This is a genomic window from Streptomyces sp. NPDC030296 (assembly GCF_055572815.1).
The window spans coordinates 191,333-208,731 of sequence record NZ_JBVICQ010000005.1; the positions used below are offsets into that span (position 1 = coordinate 191,333).

12 protein-coding genes are annotated in these 17,399 nt (G+C 73.5%); 2 read left to right on the top strand and 10 right to left on the bottom strand.

Going from position 1 to position 17,399, the window contains the following annotated elements; genetic code table 11:
* Nucleotides 1-223: 223 nt before the first annotated feature.
* From ACZ4Z3_RS16290 to ACZ4Z3_RS16325, 8 genes are all read right to left on the bottom strand, one after another.
* The gene (locus ACZ4Z3_RS16290) at nt 224-1,444 is read right to left on the bottom strand and encodes a substrate-binding domain-containing protein (protein WP_468501606.1); all 1,221 of its coding nucleotides are present in this window, start codon (nt 1,442-1,444) and stop codon (nt 224-226) included.
* Nucleotides 1,441-2,532, bottom strand: a complete 1,092-nt coding sequence (locus ACZ4Z3_RS16295) for an ABC transporter permease (protein ID WP_468501607.1) — start codon at nt 2,530-2,532, stop codon at nt 1,441-1,443. The genes ACZ4Z3_RS16290 and ACZ4Z3_RS16295 overlap by 4 nt, the downstream gene beginning before the upstream one ends.
* The gene (locus ACZ4Z3_RS16300) at nt 2,529-4,112 is read right to left on the bottom strand and encodes a sugar ABC transporter ATP-binding protein (protein WP_468501608.1); all 1,584 of its coding nucleotides are present in this window, start codon (nt 4,110-4,112) and stop codon (nt 2,529-2,531) included. Before ACZ4Z3_RS16300 ends, ACZ4Z3_RS16295 begins: the two co-directional genes overlap by 4 nt.
* Before the next feature lie 81 nt (nt 4,113-4,193).
* Nucleotides 4,194-7,058 carry a SpoIIE family protein phosphatase gene (locus tag ACZ4Z3_RS16305; RefSeq protein WP_468501609.1) on the bottom strand — a complete coding sequence of 955 codons (2,865 nt, stop codon included), beginning with the start codon at nt 7,056-7,058 and terminating at the stop codon, nt 4,194-4,196.
* 155 nt (nt 7,059-7,213) lie between these two features.
* Nucleotides 7,214-8,095, bottom strand: a complete 882-nt coding sequence (locus ACZ4Z3_RS16310; RefSeq protein ID WP_468501927.1) for a cyclase family protein — start codon at nt 8,093-8,095, stop codon at nt 7,214-7,216.
* A 274-nt stretch (nt 8,096-8,369) separates the two neighbouring features.
* The gene (locus ACZ4Z3_RS16315; protein ID WP_468501610.1) at nt 8,370-9,530 is read right to left on the bottom strand and encodes a YihY/virulence factor BrkB family protein; all 1,161 of its coding nucleotides are present in this window, start codon (nt 9,528-9,530) and stop codon (nt 8,370-8,372) included.
* 110 nt (nt 9,531-9,640) lie between these two features.
* Entirely contained in the window at nt 9,641-11,218 is a 1,578-nt protein-coding gene (locus ACZ4Z3_RS16320; RefSeq protein ID WP_468501611.1) for an AMP-binding protein, read from the bottom strand.
* Between the two features lie 143 nt (nt 11,219-11,361).
* Entirely contained in the window at nt 11,362-13,749 is a 2,388-nt protein-coding gene (locus ACZ4Z3_RS16325; RefSeq protein ID WP_468501612.1) for a SpoIIE family protein phosphatase, read from the bottom strand.
* A 258-nt stretch (nt 13,750-14,007) separates the two neighbouring features.
* On the opposite strand from ACZ4Z3_RS16325, the gene ACZ4Z3_RS16330 reads away from it, so the two are divergent.
* The gene (locus ACZ4Z3_RS16330; protein ID WP_468501613.1) at nt 14,008-14,913 is read left to right on the top strand and encodes a glycoside hydrolase family 16 protein; all 906 of its coding nucleotides are present in this window, start codon (nt 14,008-14,010) and stop codon (nt 14,911-14,913) included.
* 230 nt (nt 14,914-15,143) lie between these two features.
* On the opposite strand, the gene ACZ4Z3_RS16335 is transcribed toward ACZ4Z3_RS16330, so the two are convergent.
* The gene (locus ACZ4Z3_RS16335; RefSeq protein ID WP_468501614.1) at nt 15,144-15,626 is read right to left on the bottom strand and encodes a MarR family winged helix-turn-helix transcriptional regulator; all 483 of its coding nucleotides are present in this window, start codon (nt 15,624-15,626) and stop codon (nt 15,144-15,146) included.
* A 162-nt stretch (nt 15,627-15,788) separates the two neighbouring features.
* Here ACZ4Z3_RS16335 and ACZ4Z3_RS16340 point away from each other — a divergent pair, with 162 nt between their 5' ends.
* Nucleotides 15,789-17,153 (top strand): pyridoxal phosphate-dependent decarboxylase family protein, encoded by a 1,365-nt coding sequence (locus ACZ4Z3_RS16340; RefSeq protein WP_468501615.1) that lies wholly within the window; start codon nt 15,789-15,791, stop codon nt 17,151-17,153.
* Here ACZ4Z3_RS16340 and ACZ4Z3_RS16345 read toward each other — a convergent pair.
* A complete protein-coding gene (locus ACZ4Z3_RS16345) occupies nt 17,145-17,309 on the bottom strand; it encodes a hypothetical protein (protein ID WP_468501616.1) in 165 nt (54 codons plus the stop codon). The genes ACZ4Z3_RS16340 and ACZ4Z3_RS16345 overlap by 9 nt on opposite strands.
* Nucleotides 17,310-17,399 lie beyond the last annotated feature (90 nt).

Here is a 17,399-nt window from a genome sequence, read left to right on the forward strand (position 1 = left end):
CTGACTCTCCACGCCCGGCACTTGTGATCACCGAACCCGAGGACTCTATCCCTGGAGAGATACGGAAGGACGCCCAACTCGGCTCACCCGCCCCGCCGGCCACGCCCCCCGGAACCGGCGTCTACAGGGACGCCGAGGCGAGGGCTACATCACCCTGGACGGCGACCGCGTCCACTTCGACCTCCGTGTCGAGGACTGACGTCGCGTCCGTGCGACGGGGCTGTCACCTGCCCCAGATCTGCCGGTACGCCTCCTGGTAGCCGGACGGGTTCCAGGTGGTGGCGCCCTCGCTGTTGTCGGCGGTGGCGATGTGCACGGGGGCCACATATCCGCTGGCGGGGTTGCCGGAGAAGGCGCGGTTGAACTCGTCGACGATCTGCCAGCCCTGGAGGGACAGCGGCTCGGGCACGGTGGCCGCCTGGTACCGGCGGCTGTCGATGCGCTGGAACGCGGACGGATCGCCGTCCCCCGCACCGATGTTGAGGGGCGGCCCCGAGCCCTTCCGCCCGGCGGCACGGAACGCCGGGGCGGCGTCGGCGAAGTACAGGTCGTTGATGGCCACGGAGTGGGTCCAGCGGTCCTGGAAGCGGGAGAGCAGCGAGGACACCTCTCGGGGCGTGCGGCTGCTCGCGTCCGGGATCGGGATGTTCTCGTAGGACAGCAGCCGTACGCCCCGGCAGGTGGCCAGCTCGTCTCTGATCAGGTCGGACTTGTGCTTGGCGAAGGGGATCGAGGCGTCGGTGAACACCACGACCCCGGCTTTGCCGTCGGAGTCCGCGATGACCCACTGGGCGCTGATCCTGGCCACCGCCTCGACGCGGGTGGTCACGTTGGTGAAGAGCGGGGGCTGCCTGCTGGGGCCGGGGGAGGCGACCGCGTGCCAGCCGACGAGCGGGATGTCCGCCGCGTTCGCGCGGGCGACCTGCTGCGACGTCGAGTTGGGGTCGAAGCCGCCGATGACGATGCCGGACGGCCTGAGGGCGAGGGCCTCGCTCATCGCCGCCTGGATGCCCGCCGGGGTGCCGCCGCCGTCGATCACCCGGACGTTCCAGCCGATCACCCGCGCGGCCTCCCGTACACCGTCGGCGGCCCCGGCGACGCCCGGGTTCGTCATGGTCTGCGCGACGAAGACGAGGGTCCTGCCCGTCACCGCTCTCGGGCCGGTCGTCGGCCCGTGCCAGGGGACGTCGGTCCGCTCCGCCCTGCCGACGGCGTCCTCGGCCCTGGCGCGGACCGCCGGACAGCCGTCCGTGGTGGCGGGTGAGTCCCCCGAGTCGCTCGACGAGCCGCGTTCGCAGCCGGTCAGGGCGGCGGCCACGGCCAGCAGGAGGGCGGCGGCGGACCGGGCCGTGCGGGTGCCGGGGGTGGGGGTGCGGTGGTGGTGCACGGGGGCTCCTCGCGCAGGGGTGCGGGGCTCGGTGCCGCTGCGGGCGGTCCGGTTCATGGGCCACCGTCCTCGGGCGTCACGGCCGCGGCGTCGGGGGTGGTGGCGGCCCCGGTGCGCAGTCGGCGGCGCGCGGAGTAGCCCGCCAGGCCGACGGCGAGCAGCAGGGTGCCGCCGTGGAAGAGCGGGACCGTCCAGAACTCGGCGCCCAACTGGGCGATGCCGGTGAGGCCGACGGCGAGGACGGCGACCGCGACCAGGGTGCCCAGGGGGTTGGGGCGGCCGGGCCGGATGGCGGTGGCGCCGAGGAGGGCGCCGACGAAGGCGGGCAGCAGATAGTCGAGGCCGACGCTCGGGTTGCCGAGCTGCTGCTGGGCCGCGAGCAGGACGCCCGCGCAGCCGACGATCAGCCCCGAGGTGGCGAAGGCGCAGACGGTGTACTTGCGGACCGGGATGCCGACGAGGTCGGCGGCGCGCGGGTTGGAGCCCACGACGTACAGGTACCGGCCGAGCGGCAGCCGCTCCAGCACCACCCAGAGGGCGACCGTGAGGGCGAGGACGTAGAAGGCCGGGACCGGGAGGCCGAGGAAGGTGGAGTCGTAGAGGTCGGTGAAGGCGGCCGGCAGTCCTTCCGGGCCGGGGACGATCCGGCCGCCGTCGGTGAGCCAGCCGGTGACGGCGTACATCATGCTGCCGGTGCCCAGCGTCGCGATGAAGGAGTCGATCCTGCCGAACTCGACGATGACGCCGTTGAGGACGCCCACGGCCGTCCCCCCTGCGACCACGACGAGGCAGGCGAGCGGCCAGGGCCAGCCCGCGTCGACGATGAGGTACAGCACCATGACGTGCGCCAGCCCGAGGCCGTAGCCGATGGAGAGGTCGAACGCCCCGGTGACGATGGGGACCATCGCGGCCAGGGCGAGGACGGCCGGGATCGACTGCGTGGACAGGATCGAGTCGAGGGTGTCCAGCGTGGGGAAGGTGCGGGGCAGGGCGAGAGAGAAGACCAGGTAGAGCAGGCCGGTCAGGACCAGGAGTCCGTACGCGCCGGCGAGGTGTCCGGCGCGGCGGGCCGAGCGGCGGGAGCGGCCCGGTCGGCTCAGCGGGTTCCGGCGGCCCGGAGGGCGCGGGGAGGGCCGGGCCGTCATGGGGTCGCGGCGGTTCGGGAGGGGGGCAGGGCCGAGGCCGCCCGGGTGAGGGCGTCGACGGTGAGGGCGGGGCCGCTCAGCTCGGTCGTCACGGTCCCGCGGACGAAGACCAGGGCGCGTCCGCAGACACCCGCGACCTCCTCGAAGTCGGTGGAGAGCAGCAGGACGGCGAGGCCCCGGGTGAGCGCGTCGTCGAGGAGCCGGTGGATGGCGGCCTTGGCGCCGACGTCGACACTCGCCGTGGGCTCCTCCAGGATCAGCAGACCGGGCGCCGTGCGGAGCGAGCGGCCGAGCATGACCTTCTGCTGGTTGCCGCCGGAGAGGGTGGCGATGCCGGACTCGCTGTCGCGGGGCCGGACGGCGAACCGGTCGATCAGGGCGACGGCGTCGGCGCGTTCCCGGCGGGGCCGGATCCAGCGGGGCGCCGTCGCGCCCGCCGCGCCCGGGTTGGCCAGCAGGTTCTCCCGCACGGTCAGCTCGCTGAGGCAGCCCTCCCGCTGCCGGTCGCCGGGCACGAAGGCGACCCCGAGGGCGACCGCCTCCGGAACCGTACGGGGGCGGTAGGGGCGGCCCGCCAGCAGGGCCCGTCCGCCGAGGAGGGGGCGGGCGCCCGCGAGGGCCCGGCCGAGGTCCATGTGTCCGGCGCCGGAGAGCCCGACCAGGCCCACGGCCTCCCCCGCCCTCACGTCCAGGTCGACCGGTCCGGCTCCGGAGGTCCGTACGCCGTCGAGCAGCAGGACGGGCGGGCCGTCGGCGCGAGCCGGGGCCGGGCGGTGGCCGGCGGGTTCCTCGCCGGTGATGTCGCGGACGAGGCTGCCGGGGGCGTGGCCCGCCAGGGGGCCGTGGCGGACGAGGCGGCCGTCGCGCAGGACGGCGAAGGTGTCGGCGACGTCGTACACCTCGTCAAGGCGGTGGCTGACGTAGAGGATGCCGTGGCCGCGGTCGCGCAGGGTGTGCAGGACGCGGAAGAGCCGGGCGCAGTCGGCGGCGGGGAGACGGGCGGTCGGCTCGTCGAGCACGATGAGCCTCGCCCGTGCCGCGAGGGCGCGGGCGACGGCGACGAGGGAGCGTTCGGCGGGGGCGAGCCGGGAGACGGTGGTGTCGGGGTCGAGATGGCCGGCGACGCTTCGCAGGGCCTCCGTGCAGCGCTCCCGGGTCCGGCGCCAGGAGATCAGCCCGGCGCGGCGGGCGTACCCGGTGCTCAGGGCGATGTTCTCGGCGACCGTCATCCACTCCACCAGGCCGAGGTCCTGGTGGATGAAGGACATGCGGTGGGCGGCGGCGTGGCCGCCGAGGGGGTGTCCGTCGACGGTGATCCGTCCGGTGTCGGCCTGGTGGACGCCGGCGAGGATCTTGATGAGGGTGGACTTCCCGGCTCCGTTGGGTCCGAGGAGGGCGAGGACGCTTCCGGCGTGGACGTCGAGGTCGACCCCGGCCAGCGCGAGGGTCCCGCCGAACCGTTTGGTGAGCCCGCGGATGCGGACCAGCGGTTCCGTCCCGTCGGCGGGGACCTCCTGCGCAGAGGTGTCGTGAACGTCGTGCACGGACAGCTCCGGGGGTCGGCCTGGCGAGCTCTTCATGACTCGCGCCAGCGATAGTAACCGTACGTATCACACTAATCCTGGCATTTGGTCACGGTCGAGGCCGTCGGTGCCGATGACTCAGACGCCGTCGAGGTCGCAGGCGGCCCAGATGACCTTGCCCTCCGGCGTGTAGCGCGTGCCCCAGCTCTGCGCCAGCTGGGCGACGAGGAACAGACCCCGGCCGCCCTCGTCGGTGCTGGCCGCCCGGCGCAGGTGCGGGGCGGTGTTGCTGGTGTCGGACACCTCGCAGATCAGGCAGCGGTCGCGCAGCAGCCGGACCCGGACGGGGCCGCTGCCGTGGATGATGGCGTTGGTGACCAGCTCGCTGAGCATCAGCTCCGCGGCGAAAGCGGCCTCGTCGAGGCCCCACTCGGCCAGCGTGCGCATGGCCGAGGCACGGACCTCGCTGACGCGGGCCGGATCGGCGGGCAGCTCCCAGGTGGCGATGCGGCCGGGGTCGAAGGCGTGGGTGCGGGCCACGACCACGGCGATGTCGTCGGCCGGATGGGCCGGTGCCACGGTGTCGAGGACCGCCCGGCAGGTCTCCTCCGGGGTGCGCTCGGCCTGTGCGAGGGCGGTGCTCAGCTGGTCGAGGACCACGTCGACGTCGCGGGTGCGGTCCTCGATGAGCCCGTCGGTGTAGAGGACCAGTTCACTGCCCTCGGGCAGGTGGACCTCGACGGCCTCGAAGGGCAGGCCGCCCAGGCCGAGCGGCGGCCCGGCGGGCAGGTCGGGGAACGAGACCGTGCCGTCGGGCCGGACCAGCGCGGGCGGCGGGTGGCCGGCGCGGGACATGCTGCACTGCTGCGTGGTCGGGTCGTAGACGGCGTAGAGGCAGGTCGCGCCGATGATGCCCGCACCGTGGGAGGTGGGGTCCTCGCGGTCCAGCCGGTTCACGAGGTTGTCGAGGTGGGTGAGGACCTCGTCCGGCGGGAAGTCGAGTTCGGCGAAGCTGCGGGCGGCCGTGCGCAGTCGGCCCATGGTGGCGGCGGAGAACATGCCGTGGCCGACGACGTCGCCGACCAGGAGGCCGATGCGGGCGCCGGAGAGCGGGATGACGTCGTACCAGTCGCCGCCGACGTCGGATTCGGCGGGCAGATAGCGGTGGGCGACCTCGACGGCGTCCTGGTCGGGCACGCCGTGCGGGAGGAGGCTGCGCTGGAGAGCCAGGACCATGGTGCGTTCGCGGGTGTAGCGCCGGGCGTTGTCGAGGGACAGGGCGGCCCGGTGGGCGAGTTCCTGGGCCAGCCGCCGGTCGTCGTCGTCGAAGGGCACGGAGTCGTGGGTCCGGTAGAAGGTGGCGACGCCGAGGGCGACCCCGCGTGCCACCAGGGGCACCGCGATGAGGGAGCGGACGTGGCGCAGCAGCCGGTCGGTGTGCTCGGGGTCCTGGGCGAGCCAGTCGGCGGCGGTCGTCAGATCGGGCTCCAGAATCGCTTCCCCGGAGTCCAGACAGCACAGCTGGGGTGCGGTCGGACCGTATTCGGCCTGTTTCCCCACGGGCTTGAAGGGCGGCTCGTCGCTGACGCCGTGGACCACCGTGCGCCGCAGGTCGGCGCGGGGGTCCGTGGCCTCCTCGCCCCGCAGGACCGGTTCGGCCAGGTCGACGATGACGTGGTCGGCCAGCCGCGGGACGATCGTCTCGGCGAGTTCCTGGGCGGTACGGCGCACATCGAGTGTGGTGCCGATGCGGGCGCCGACCTCCGACAGCAGCTCCAGGCGGCGGCGCGCGGCCAGGGCGTACGTCCCGACGTGCGGCTCCCCCACCATCAGCAGCCCGCGCGCGGGGGGTGCGGGGCGCGGAGGGGCGTGCCGGCCGCTGTCGACGTCGAGGGGCACGACGGCGGGGGCTTCCGGGGAGCCGGGGGCGGGACCGGACGGGGCGAGGGTCCCGTCGCCGGCGGGTCCGGCGGGGGCCGTGACCAGGGGGATGCCGTCCAGCGGCGGGGGGCCGGCGGGCGCGGCGAGGGGCCCGAGGAGTTGCTCGAACTGGCGCGGGATGTCCGGGAGCGCCAGGGAGGGGCCGGGCAGGACGGCCTCGATGGCCATGCCCTCGACCCCGGAGGCGCTGGTCACGGGACGGCTCACGAGGGTGATCCGCCGGCCGTCGGGCAGGGCCACGTCGACGGCCGCCCGCTGGGCGCGGGAGATCAGCTCGGCGGCTTTCTCCATGAGGATCGCGCGGTCGCCGGGGCCGAGTTCGAGGGCCAGGGCCTCCATCCGGACGCTGTGGTGCAGGCCCCCGTCGGCCTTGGCCTCGGCCGCCGAGTACGCCTGGAGCAGCGAACGCTCACGGGCGGAACTCTGCGCCAGCAGCCGCCGTTCGATGGCCGCGGCGGCCTTGCGGATCACGGGGGTCAGCGCCGGGTCCTCCGCGCTGCGGGGATAGCCGAAGCACAGGACGCCCTCGATACGGCCGCTCAGCGGGTCCCGGACGGGGAGGGCGCGGCAGGCGCTGCCCTGGGAGCGTTCGGCGAAGTGCTCGGCGCCGTAGACGCCGATGAGCCGCCGCTCCGCCAGGGCGAGGCCGATGCCGTTGGTGCCGGCGAACCGCTCGGCGAAGACGAACCCCGGGACGGTCTGGATCGCCGGGAGGCTCCGGGCCATCGACGCCCGGCCGAACCGGCGCATCAGCACCGTCCCGTTCCCGTCGGCCAGGGAGATGTTCATGGCGCTGCTGGCGAACCGGGCCTGGAGCCGGTCGAGCACCGGCGTCGCCGCGCGGACGATACGGCCGTCGGGGTCGAAGTCGTCGTTGAAGGGCAGCTCGGACTGGTTCGGCGACAGCCCCAGGGACCGGGAGCGCCGCCAGGAGTGCAGGATCGAGGTCCGCACCCCTGTCTCGACCGGTTCGCCCTGGAGAAAACGCTCACGGAAACGAGCGGGTCCCGTGCCTTGTGTCGCACGGCCCGTGAGAATCGGCTCGCCGTCGGACCTGACCACGCTCGCCTCACACGCGCCTTCGATAACCCGCTTTTCGGAAGTATCCGGCATTGACGAGGATACGGGCATCCGCTACCCGAGTCACGGTCGGCCCCGGAGGTGCGCACGGAGCCGGACGGGCCGGAGAGGCCGCGGGCGCCGCAAGGCCGGGCCGATCACAGGACTGCGACCGGGTTGACGGGTGAGCCGGTGCCACCGGGGACGTTCAGCGGGGCCACGACGAGCAGGAACGTGTACCGCCCCGCCTCCGCGGCGGCGGCGGCGAGCGCCTCCAGATCGAGGTTGTCCAGCAGGGGCACGCCCATCGCGGTCACGGCCAGGGCGTGGACCGGCGAGTGCACCCCGGGGACGGGCGAGGGCCGTACGTCGCTGTCGCCGTCACCGCCGAGCAGACAGACACCGCGTTCGGCCAGCAGGGGCACGGCGTCCACATGGAACCCGGCGCTCGCGGTGTCGGGATCCCAGGCGCCGAGTTCCGCGCGGCGGCGTACCTGGCCGGAACGCAGCAGCACCGCGTCGCCCTCGCCGATCGTCACCCCGAGCGCCTTCTCCGCCGCGAGGACGTCCTTCGCGCGTACGGCTCGGCCCGGCTCCAGCCAGCGGATGCCGAGGACGGCGGGGAGGTCGAGCAGCACACCCGTGGTGACGAGGGGGCCGAGCGCGGCCACCGTGCCGAAGCGGGCGCCGGCCGCGTCGACGGACTCATGGGCCGCCCTGCCGTCGTAGAGCCGCCCCCGGTAGGCGATGTGGGACAGCGCGTCCAGATGGGTCACGCCCTTGCCATGGTAGTCGGCGGCGAGGAAGTCCTTGTGGGTCGTGGGCTCCGGGCTCTCCACGTCCCCGAGGTCGGTCATGTGGTGCAGGGCGGGTTTGCGGTTGTCGGGTCCCGGCCGGGTGTTCCAGGGCAACGCCATCGGGACGACCAGCCCGGACCGCACGTGCCCGGCGGCCCGCCGCACATGCTCCTCGGTCACCCGGTTCCACGCACCCCGGTCGGCGGGGTCCCAGCGCCCCCAGGTACGGACGGCCTCGAAGATCCGGTCGAACTCCTGCCGGGAGACGACGGGGCCGTTGGGGGCGGCGACACCGTCGGGGTCGGGCTCCTCGGCTTGGGTCGCCTGACCGGGGTCGCGCTCACGAGCACTCTCCACCGGTCCACCGTGCACAGGTCAGAGCACCCGGCGCCACAGCAGCGCCCGGAGGAGGGCCGCCGAGCCCGGGACTAGCGCGGCGCCGGCCGCCACGTCGGAGGCGTGGTGCGCGCCGCTGCGCACGCGTTCGGCGGCCACCGGCACCGCGCCCCGCAGGTCGTCAGGTGCCGAGCCGTCGTCGGTCCTCGTCGGTCCACTTCCGTGTGTCGCGCGGCTGGACGTACGGCTCCTCCTCGACCGGATGGCCTCCCGCGACGGCCCGCTGACGGGTCAGCTCCGCGTCGAACTCCAGGCCGAGAAGGATCGCGAGATTCGTGATCCACAGCCACACCAGGAAGATGATCACACCGGCGAGGGTGCCGTACGTCTTGTTGTACGAGCCGAAGTTGGCCACGTACAGCGCGAACCCGGCCGAGGCGAGCATCCAGATCAGCAGCGCCAGGAAGCTGCCGGGAGTCACCCAACGGAAACCGCGCACCCTGGCGTTGGGGGTCGCCCAGTAGAGCAGCGCGATCATGACGGTGACCAGGGCCACGAGCACCGGCCACTTCGCGATCGACCACACCGTCAGGGCCGTGTCGCCCATGCCCAGCGCCGAGCCCGCCTCACGGGCCAGCGCCCCGGTGAACACGACGATCAGCGCGCTGATCACCGCGAGGACCAGCAGGACGACCGTCACGGCGACCCGGATGGGCAGCACTTTCCAGACGGGGCGGCCCTCGGGGATGTCGTAGACGGCGTTGGCGCTGCGGATGAACGCGGCGACGTAGCCGGAGGTCGACCACACCGCCAGCAGCAGACCGACGATCGCCATGACGGAGCCGATCCCGGCGTTGCCCTGGAGCTGTCGCACCGCGTCCTGGAGGATCTCCCGCGCCGCACCCGGGGCGAGGCTCTGGATGTTGTCCAGCACCTGCTGGCTCACCGAGCGCCCGGTGATGCCCAGGAGGGAGACGAGCACCAGCAGCGCGGGGAAGAGCGAGAGGATGCCGTAGTACGTCAGGGCGGCGGCCCGGTCGGTCAGTTCGTCGTCCTTGAACTCCTTCAGGGTCCCCTTCAGCACCGCCGACCAGGAACGCCTGAGCACCTGCGTCGGCTGGTCCGGCGCCCGCCGCTCCACGTCCTCGTCGGGCCCGATGGACCGCTCGCCCTCCTCCGGTCCGGCGGACCGCTCCTCGGGCGCTCGCTCCGTCCGGTCCTCCGGACCGAGCGGCCGTTCGTCCGGCGCCCGCCGGTCCACCCGTTCCTCCATGGCATCGGCCTCGCGGTGGTCCGCGTGGTGTTCGCCATGCCTTCTGAGCCGTTTCAGTGTCCGCACCATGCCGCACGCGTATCCGCGCTCCGGTCACCTATGCGCTGGTTTGGGAAGAAATGTCGAGCTCCGGGTGTCCGGCTTCTCGGTCGGACACGGCGGCGCCCGCCCTACGGAGGTCAGAGGGTGTCCGCCGCGGTCCGGGACGCGACCAGGCGGCGCAGTTCGGCCTTGGCGAGCTTGCCGCTGGCGTTGCGCGGCAGTCGGTCGAGGAGCAGGAGCCGGGTGGGGAGCTTGTAGTCGGCGAGGTGACGGCCGGCGAACGCCCGGACCTCCTCCAGCGTGGGCTGCTCGCCGGGCGCGCAGGTGAGAACGGCGAGGACGGTCTCGCCCCAGGTGGGGTCGGGCACACCGAGGGCGGCCGCCTCCAGGACGCCGGGGCAGGCGGTCAGGACGCGTTCCACCTCGGCCGGGTAGATGTTCTCGCCACCGCTGATGATCATGTCCTTGAGGCGGTCGACGATGTAGTAGAAGCCGTCCTTGTCGCGGTGGGCGATGTCCCCGGAGTGGAACCAGCCGGCGTCGTCGAAGGCGGCGGCGCTCGCCTCGGGATCGTTCCAGTAGCCCGGCGTGACGTTGGGACCACGCACGCAGATCTCACCGCGGGTGTCGGCCTCGTCGATGTCGTCCCCGGTGGCCGGGTCGACGACGCGGATCTCGGTGTACGGCATGGGAGCGCCGGCGGAGCCGGTCTTCTCACGGGTCAGTGCGGCGGGCAGATACGTGGCGAAGGGGGCCGTCTCGGTGAGCCCCCACGCCTGCTGGAGGAGGACACCGCGCTCGGCCCAGTCGTGGATGAGCCGCGGCGGCACGGGGGCGCCCGCGACGATCGGGCACCGCAGCGCGCTCAGATCGGCCTCGGCGAAGCCCGGCACACGGGAGAGGGCGGCGTACATGGCGGGCACCGCGAAGAGACCGGTGACCCGGTGGCGTACGAGGTCCTCCAGGCACTGGGCGGGGTCGAACGCGCGGCGTACGACGACGGTGCCGCCGCGCAGCAGGGTCCGCAGGGTGAGGGCGTTGAGTCCGCCGATGTGGAAGAGGGGGGCGACGGCCAGGTTCACGTCGTCGGAGCGGGTGTCGACCATGCTGTCGACGTTCACCGCGTTCCACCAGATGTTGCCGTGGGTGAGCATGACGCCTTTGGGGCGGCCGGTGGTGCCCGAGGTGTACATCAGCACACCGAGGTCGTCCTCGTGCAGGGGCACCGATGGCCGTTCGGCGCGGCCGGGGCCGAGCAGCAGCGACAGCGGTGTCCAACCGGCTGGAGGCGTCCCCGGGGCCGGGCAGGCGGGGTCGGTGTCGACCAGGACGCGACGGCGGGCCGGGATGTCGTCGGCGATCGACTCGACGAGCGTGCGGTGCCCCTCCTCGACGACCAGGGTGTGGGCCCCGCTGTCGACGAGGATGTCGCGGACCTCCTCGTCGACAAGTCGGAAGTTGACGGGGATGAAGACCGCGCCGAGGTGTGCGGCGGCGAAGAGGGTGTGGAAGAAGGCGGCGCTGTTCAGGCCCAGGTAGACGATCCGGTCGCCGCGCCGCAGCCCCTGCTCGGCGAGTCCCGCGGCCAGCTCGACCGCCGTCCGGCTGAGCCGGGCGGCGGAGAACTCCTGGCCCTCGTAGTGGAGGGCGGTCGGGGTGGGGTACTTCGCTCTGCGGTGCAGAGCCGCTGCAGGGCTGATGTCGACGGCGGCCATGGCGGCGGCTCCTTCGCTGGCTGTCGTACCGGCTTCGCCGAACGCTCCGGAGAACTCCTCGTCGTCCCACCGTCCCACCGGGTGGCCACGGGTGAAACCGGACGGCGTCCCACCGGGCGGCCACCGGTGAGACCGGACGCGGGCTACGGGACGGTCGTCCCGTCCGGCAGTGCCTGTTCCGCCCAGATGGTCTTGCCGGTGCGGGTGTGGCGGCTGCCCCAGCGCCGGCTGAGCTGGGCGACGAGGAGGAGGCCGCGGCCGCCCTCGTCGAAGGCGCGGGCCCGGCGCATGTGCGGGGCGGTGCTGCTGGAGTCGGACACCTCGCAGATGAGGGTGGCCTCGCGGATCAGCCGCAGCTGCACGGGAGCATCGCCGTAGCGGATGGCGTTGGTGACCAGTTCGCTGACGATCAGTTCGGTGACGAAGGAGAGGTCGTGCAGGTGCCAGGCGGCGAGCTGGTCGCACGCCAGCTTGCGGGCCTGGGCGACGAACGTGGGGTCCGCGGGGACGTCCCAGACGGCGACCTGGTCGGCGGCCAGGCCGTGGGTGCGGGCCAGGAGCAGGGCGACGTCGTCCGCGGGCCGGTCCGTCAGCAGGCCGCGCAGGACGCCGTCGCAGGTCTCCTCCAGCGGCCGGTTCTTGCCGCGGAGCGCCTCCCGCAGCAGGGTGAGCCCGTCGTCCATGTCGTGGCCGGCGGTCTGGACGAGGCCGTCCGTGTACAGGGCGAGCACGCTGCCCTCGACGAGGTCGAACTCCGCCGTCTCGAACGGCAGCCCGCCCACGCCCAGCGGCGGCCCGGTCGGCAGGTCGAGGAACTCCACCTCGCCGTCCGGGGCGACCAGGGCGGGCGGCGGGTGACCGGCCCGGGCCATGGTGCACTGCCGCGTGGTCGGGTCGTAGACGGCGTACAGGCAGGTCGCGCCGATCTCGCCGGGGCTGTCGGCGTCGTCGCCGTCCGCCGCCGTCTCGGTGTCGAGGCGCAGGACGATGTCGTCGAGCTGGGTGAGCAGCTCGTCCGGCGCGAGGTCCACGTCGGCCAGGGTGCGGACGGCGGTCCGCAGCCGGCCCATGGTCGCGGAGGCCTGCACCCCGTGGCCCACGACGTCGCCGACGACGAGCGCCACACGTGCCCCGGACAGCGGGATCACGTCGAACCAGTCGCCGCCGATCCCGGCGCGGGAGCTGGCCGGCTGGTAGCGGGAGGCGATCTCCACGGCCGCCTGACCGGGCGCGTGGTGGCGCAACAGGCTGCGCTGGAGGCCGAGGGCGATGGCGTGCTCACGGGTGTAGCGGCGGGCGTTGTCGACGCACACGGCGGCGCGGGCGGCCAGCTCCTCGGCGAGCATCAGGTCGTCCTCGGTGAAGGGCTCCGGGTTGCGGTGGCGGGCGAGGAGCGACAGACCGAGCGTGACGCCGCGGGCTCTCAGCGGCACCGCCATCAGCGAATGGATGCCGTAGGTGTCGATGCTGCGGTCCCGCGTGGGCGATTCCGCGGCCCAAAGTCGCCGGACGGTGTCGTCGACCTCGTACAGCAGGGCGCGGCCGCTGGTCAGGGCGCGCCCCGGCGGTGAGTCCTCGTCGTAGGTGTGGCGGCTGCCGACGGGGATGGCGGCCTCGGGGCAGCCCTCCAGCACGGACCGCTGGGCGGTACGGCGGAAGATCAGGGGGCCGGCGCCCGGCAGGAGGGGCGCCTCCTCGCCGGCCAGCACCGAGTCGAGCAGGTCCACCATGACGAAGTCGGCGAAGTAGTCGGTGCACACCTCCGCGAGTTCCTCCGCGGTGCGCGCCACGTCCAGAGTGGAGCCGATGCGGCCGCCGGACTCGTTGACCATGGTGAGGCGGCGGCGGGCCAGGAACTGCTCGGTGCTGTCCAGCGCCACCAGGCACATGCCGCGCACCGCGCCGGCGTCGTCCTTCAGGGGGCTGAGCGACACCAGCCAGGCATGCTCGCGGGCCTCGCCGGGCGCGTGCAGCCATGCCTCGTACGGCAACGGCTCCCCCGTGTGCAGGACGCGGCGCACGGCGGCGTCGAGTCCTTCGAAGCCGGGGAGCTTGCGCCTGCCGTCGACGGACTCCCCCACCCTGCGGCCCAGGAGGTCCTTCTCCGGCCTGCCCATCACGCCCTCCATGGCGGAGTTCGTGGCCACGGCGAGCCCGTCCTGGTCGAACAGGGCGATCGGTACGGGCAGCTGGTCCAGCGCCCAGCCCCGCAGCCGGGCCACGGGTTCCGGCACGGTGGCCGTCACGAACCACCGGGCCTCCCCCGCCGCGTCCGTCAGGGGGTGGGCGACGAGTTCCAGTTCCACGCGGTGTCCGTCCCGGTGCCGGGCGTCGAGGGGGCCGCGCCATTCGGCCTGCCGGGTGAGACGGCGCCGGGCCGGGGCGGGAAGGGGGCCGGTCAGCAGTTCGGCGGCGGGTCGGCCGAGGACGTCCTCGGGCCCGTAGCCGAGCAGGTCACGGGCGCCGGTGCTCCACGCGACGATCACCCCCCGGGCGTCCACCGCGGCCGAGGCGACACCGTGCTCGCCCATCGCTCCTTCTCTCCACGACCTCTCGACGACCGGAGCCGCCGTGGGCGGCTCCGTGAGATCGACTGCTCGCACTGCTTCCCGGGTTCATTGTGCGCCGGGCACTCCCCACGGCGCGCGACCGCGGAGCACGACGGTCCGGAAGGCGTCCGGTCCCGGGGGTGGCGTCCCACCGGTCCCCCGGCGAGGATGCCCCCTCGCGCGACACATCCTGCCGTGCGTCGCGGCGGTGGACACCCGCCCGGACGGGAAGGGGGCCCGATGGGGGCTCATGCGGCACCGGGTCGTGGTGGACGCGCGCTGTGGGCGCCGACGGTTCTCCTGCTCCTGGCCGCCCTCCTCGGCGTCCCCCGGGCCGAGGGGGCGCCCGTGTCGGCGGACGCCTGCCGCACCACGGGCACCTCGTTGCCGCGCGGCGACTGCGGGCCCTTCTGGCAGGTCCTCGCGGAGGACTTCAACGGTGACCGGGTGCCGCTGGGGTCGTTCGACGACTGCGCGCACGAGGTCGACACGTCCGCCGCGTACTGCGGGGGCCTGAGCGGCGCGTACCGCGACAACTGGTGGGCCTATCCGACGGGCTGGCCCGACACGGCCGGCGAACGGGGCCGGGAGGTCGTCGGCGTCTACCACCCGGAGGACACCCTGAGCGTGGGCCCTGCGGACAACGGCGACGGACGGATGTTCATCCGGATGTGGCGGCCCACCGACGGGGGTCCCGTGCACGCCGCCGCGGTGGTGCCGCGTGCCGTCATGCAGATGAAGTACGGCAAGTACAGCGCCCGCATCAAGGTCACCGCACTCGCTCCGGGCTACAAGTCCGCCTGGCTCCACTACGGGGGCGGCTGCGAGATGGACCATCCCGAGGGTGAGTGGACGGACGACCTCACCGCCTTCCACCATCCGTGCGGGGGTGGCGAGCAGGGCTACTTCCCGGGGGCCGACGACTGGACGGAGTGGCACACCGTCTCCACGGAGTGGACGCCCGGTCAGGTGCGGTTCTTCGTCGACGGCAGGCTGGTCGGGCACGACACGCGGCAGGTGCCGGACCGGCCCCTGTCGTGGGTGCTCCAGAACGAGAGCGCCCTGCGGGGCCCCGGCGCCGCCCCCGGCAGCAGCGCCCAGCTCGACATCACCTGGGTGGCGGCCTACGCGTACGACTGGAAGTAGACCGGCCCGCGACCGATGCCGTCGAGCGTCGGCTCCGCGCGCCCGAGCCCGCCGCACCCGGCGCCCCGCGCCTCCGTGGCCGCCGTCCCACGCGCACCAGGGCGTGCGCACCGGGAGGAGGGCCCGGGTCTCTCTCCCCCCCCGCGGCCGACGCACGGGCCCGCGTGCGGTCTGCCGCCCGGCGCGGTCACCCGGGCGGAGGTGGGCGGAGCCCACCCGACGTCGCGGGGTCAGTCGTCGCGCAGTGCCGTGTGGATCTCGTTCAGGGAGGTGGTCAGTCGCCGGTAGTCGGCGGGGGCCAGCGGCGCCACGAGGTACCGCTCGACGACCTGCCCGTGCGCCTCGGCGGCCCGGAGGAAGACGGTGCGGCCGTGCGCGGTCGCCTCGACCAGCACGCTTCGGCGGTCCTCGGGCGACGGCACCCGGCGGACCAGGTCCGCCGTCTCCATGCGGTCGACGAGCCGGGTGATGCCGCTGCTGGTCAGGGTGAGGTCGTCGGCGAGCGCCCGCTGCGAGACCTCCTCGCCCGGCTGCCGGCAGAGCCTGATGAGGACCTCGAACATGGTGTGGCTGATGCCGCACTCCCTCCTCAGGACGCTGTCGATCCGCTGTTCCATACGGGTCGCGGCCTTGATCAGCAGCCCGAAGTCCTGGACGAGCCGGCTGTTGGCGGCGCGGGCCGTCTCGTCCGCCCGCTGGGTCTCGGCATCCATGGGTGCGCGTCCTCTCCTGGCCTTGCTCCGGGCTTCCCCACCCCGAACTTTACTGCTGGGTCACCTACCGACATCTCAATTGCTGAGCAGTCAATTGCTGAGTAGTCAATGAAATCGTAGGGTGGGCGCACCGCCCGGGAGAGTCCGAGAAAGGGGACGTCCGTGGACCTGAAGCACTGGCTGGGCCGAGCCGACGACGCGATCCAGAAGTGGGCCGGCACCTTCGGCCCCTACGAGCCCCACCCGTCCCTGCACGTGGACGACGACACCTTCGGCGCCGTCTTCGACGAGTTCACCGTGCGGCTGAGGGACAACTATCCGTTCTTCCACCCGAGCTACGCGGGGCAGATGCTCAAGCCTCCGCACCCGGCCGCGGTGGTCGGCCATCTCACCGCCATGCTGATCAACCCGAACAACCACGCCCTGGACGGCGGCCCCGCCACCGCCGCGATGGAGCGGGAGGCCGTCGCCCGCCTCGCCGGGATGTTCGGCTTCGAGACCCACCTCGGCCATCTCACCACCAGCGGCACCATCGCCAACCTGGAGGCCCTGTTCGTCGCCCGGGAACTCCACCCCGGCCGGGGCGTCGCCTACAGCTCCGAGGCCCACTACACACACGGCCGCATGTGCCACGTGCTCGGCATCGAGGGGCACCCGGTGCCCGCCGACGGGCAGGGCCGGATCGATCTCGACGCCCTGGAGGACGTGCTGCGCGCGGGGGACGTGGGAACGGTCGTACTCACCGCGGGCACCACCGGCCTCGGCACCGTCGATCCGATCCACACCGCGCTCGCCCTGCGGGACCGCTACGGCGTCCGCATCCATGTCGACGCCGCGTACGGCGGCTTCTTCACCCTGCTCGCCGGAGCCGACGGCCCCGAAGGGCTCCCGGTCGAGCCCTGGCGGGCGATCGCCCAGTGCGACTCGGTGGTCGTCGACCCGCACAAGCACGGGCTCCAGCCGTACGGGTGCGGTGCCGTCATCTTCCGCGACCCCGAGGTGGGGCGGTTCTATCTGCACGACTCGCCCTACACGTACTTCACCTCCGACGAACTGCATCTCGGCGAGATCAGCCTGGAGTGCTCGCGCGCGGGTGCCTCCGCCGCCGCCCTGTGGCTGACCTTCCAGCTCCTGCCGCCCACGCCGACAGGTCTCGGCAAGGTCCTCGCGGCCGGCCGCCGAGCCGCGCTCCGCTGGGCCGACCTGATCGACGCGTCCGACGTCCTGGAGCTGTACCAGCGGCCCGAACTGGACATCGTCGGCTACTTCCCCGCCGTGGAACCGGCGACGCTGACCGCCGTCGACGCCGCGTCCGCGCGCGTCCTGGCGGACGGCATGGACCATCCCGATCCGGTGTTCCTGAGCACCCTCAAGGCCGACCGCGCGGCCTTCGCCGCCCGCCACCCCGGCGTCGCCGCGGATGCGGATGGGGCCCGCATCCTGCGCAGCGTCCTGATGAAGCCGGAGTCGGAGCAGCACGTCGAGCGCCTCCACGACCGGGTCGAGCAGCTCACCCGGTCACGCTGAGCGCCTGCCGCGAGGGCCGGGGCCGACCGCGAGGTCGGCCAGTGCGGCCCGCGCCCAGCGCGGCGCGGTGCGGCGCGGCGCGGCGCGGCGGAGTGCCGAGTGGGCCGAGTGCTGAGTGGCCGAGTGCTGCTTGACGGAGAGTTGAGTGGCGGACATGGGGCGTGCCCCCGGTGTCGGCGAACGCGCCCGCTCTTAGCAGCAGTTGGCCACCCCGTCCAGGGGGCCCGCTCCAGGACCGCCGCTCCG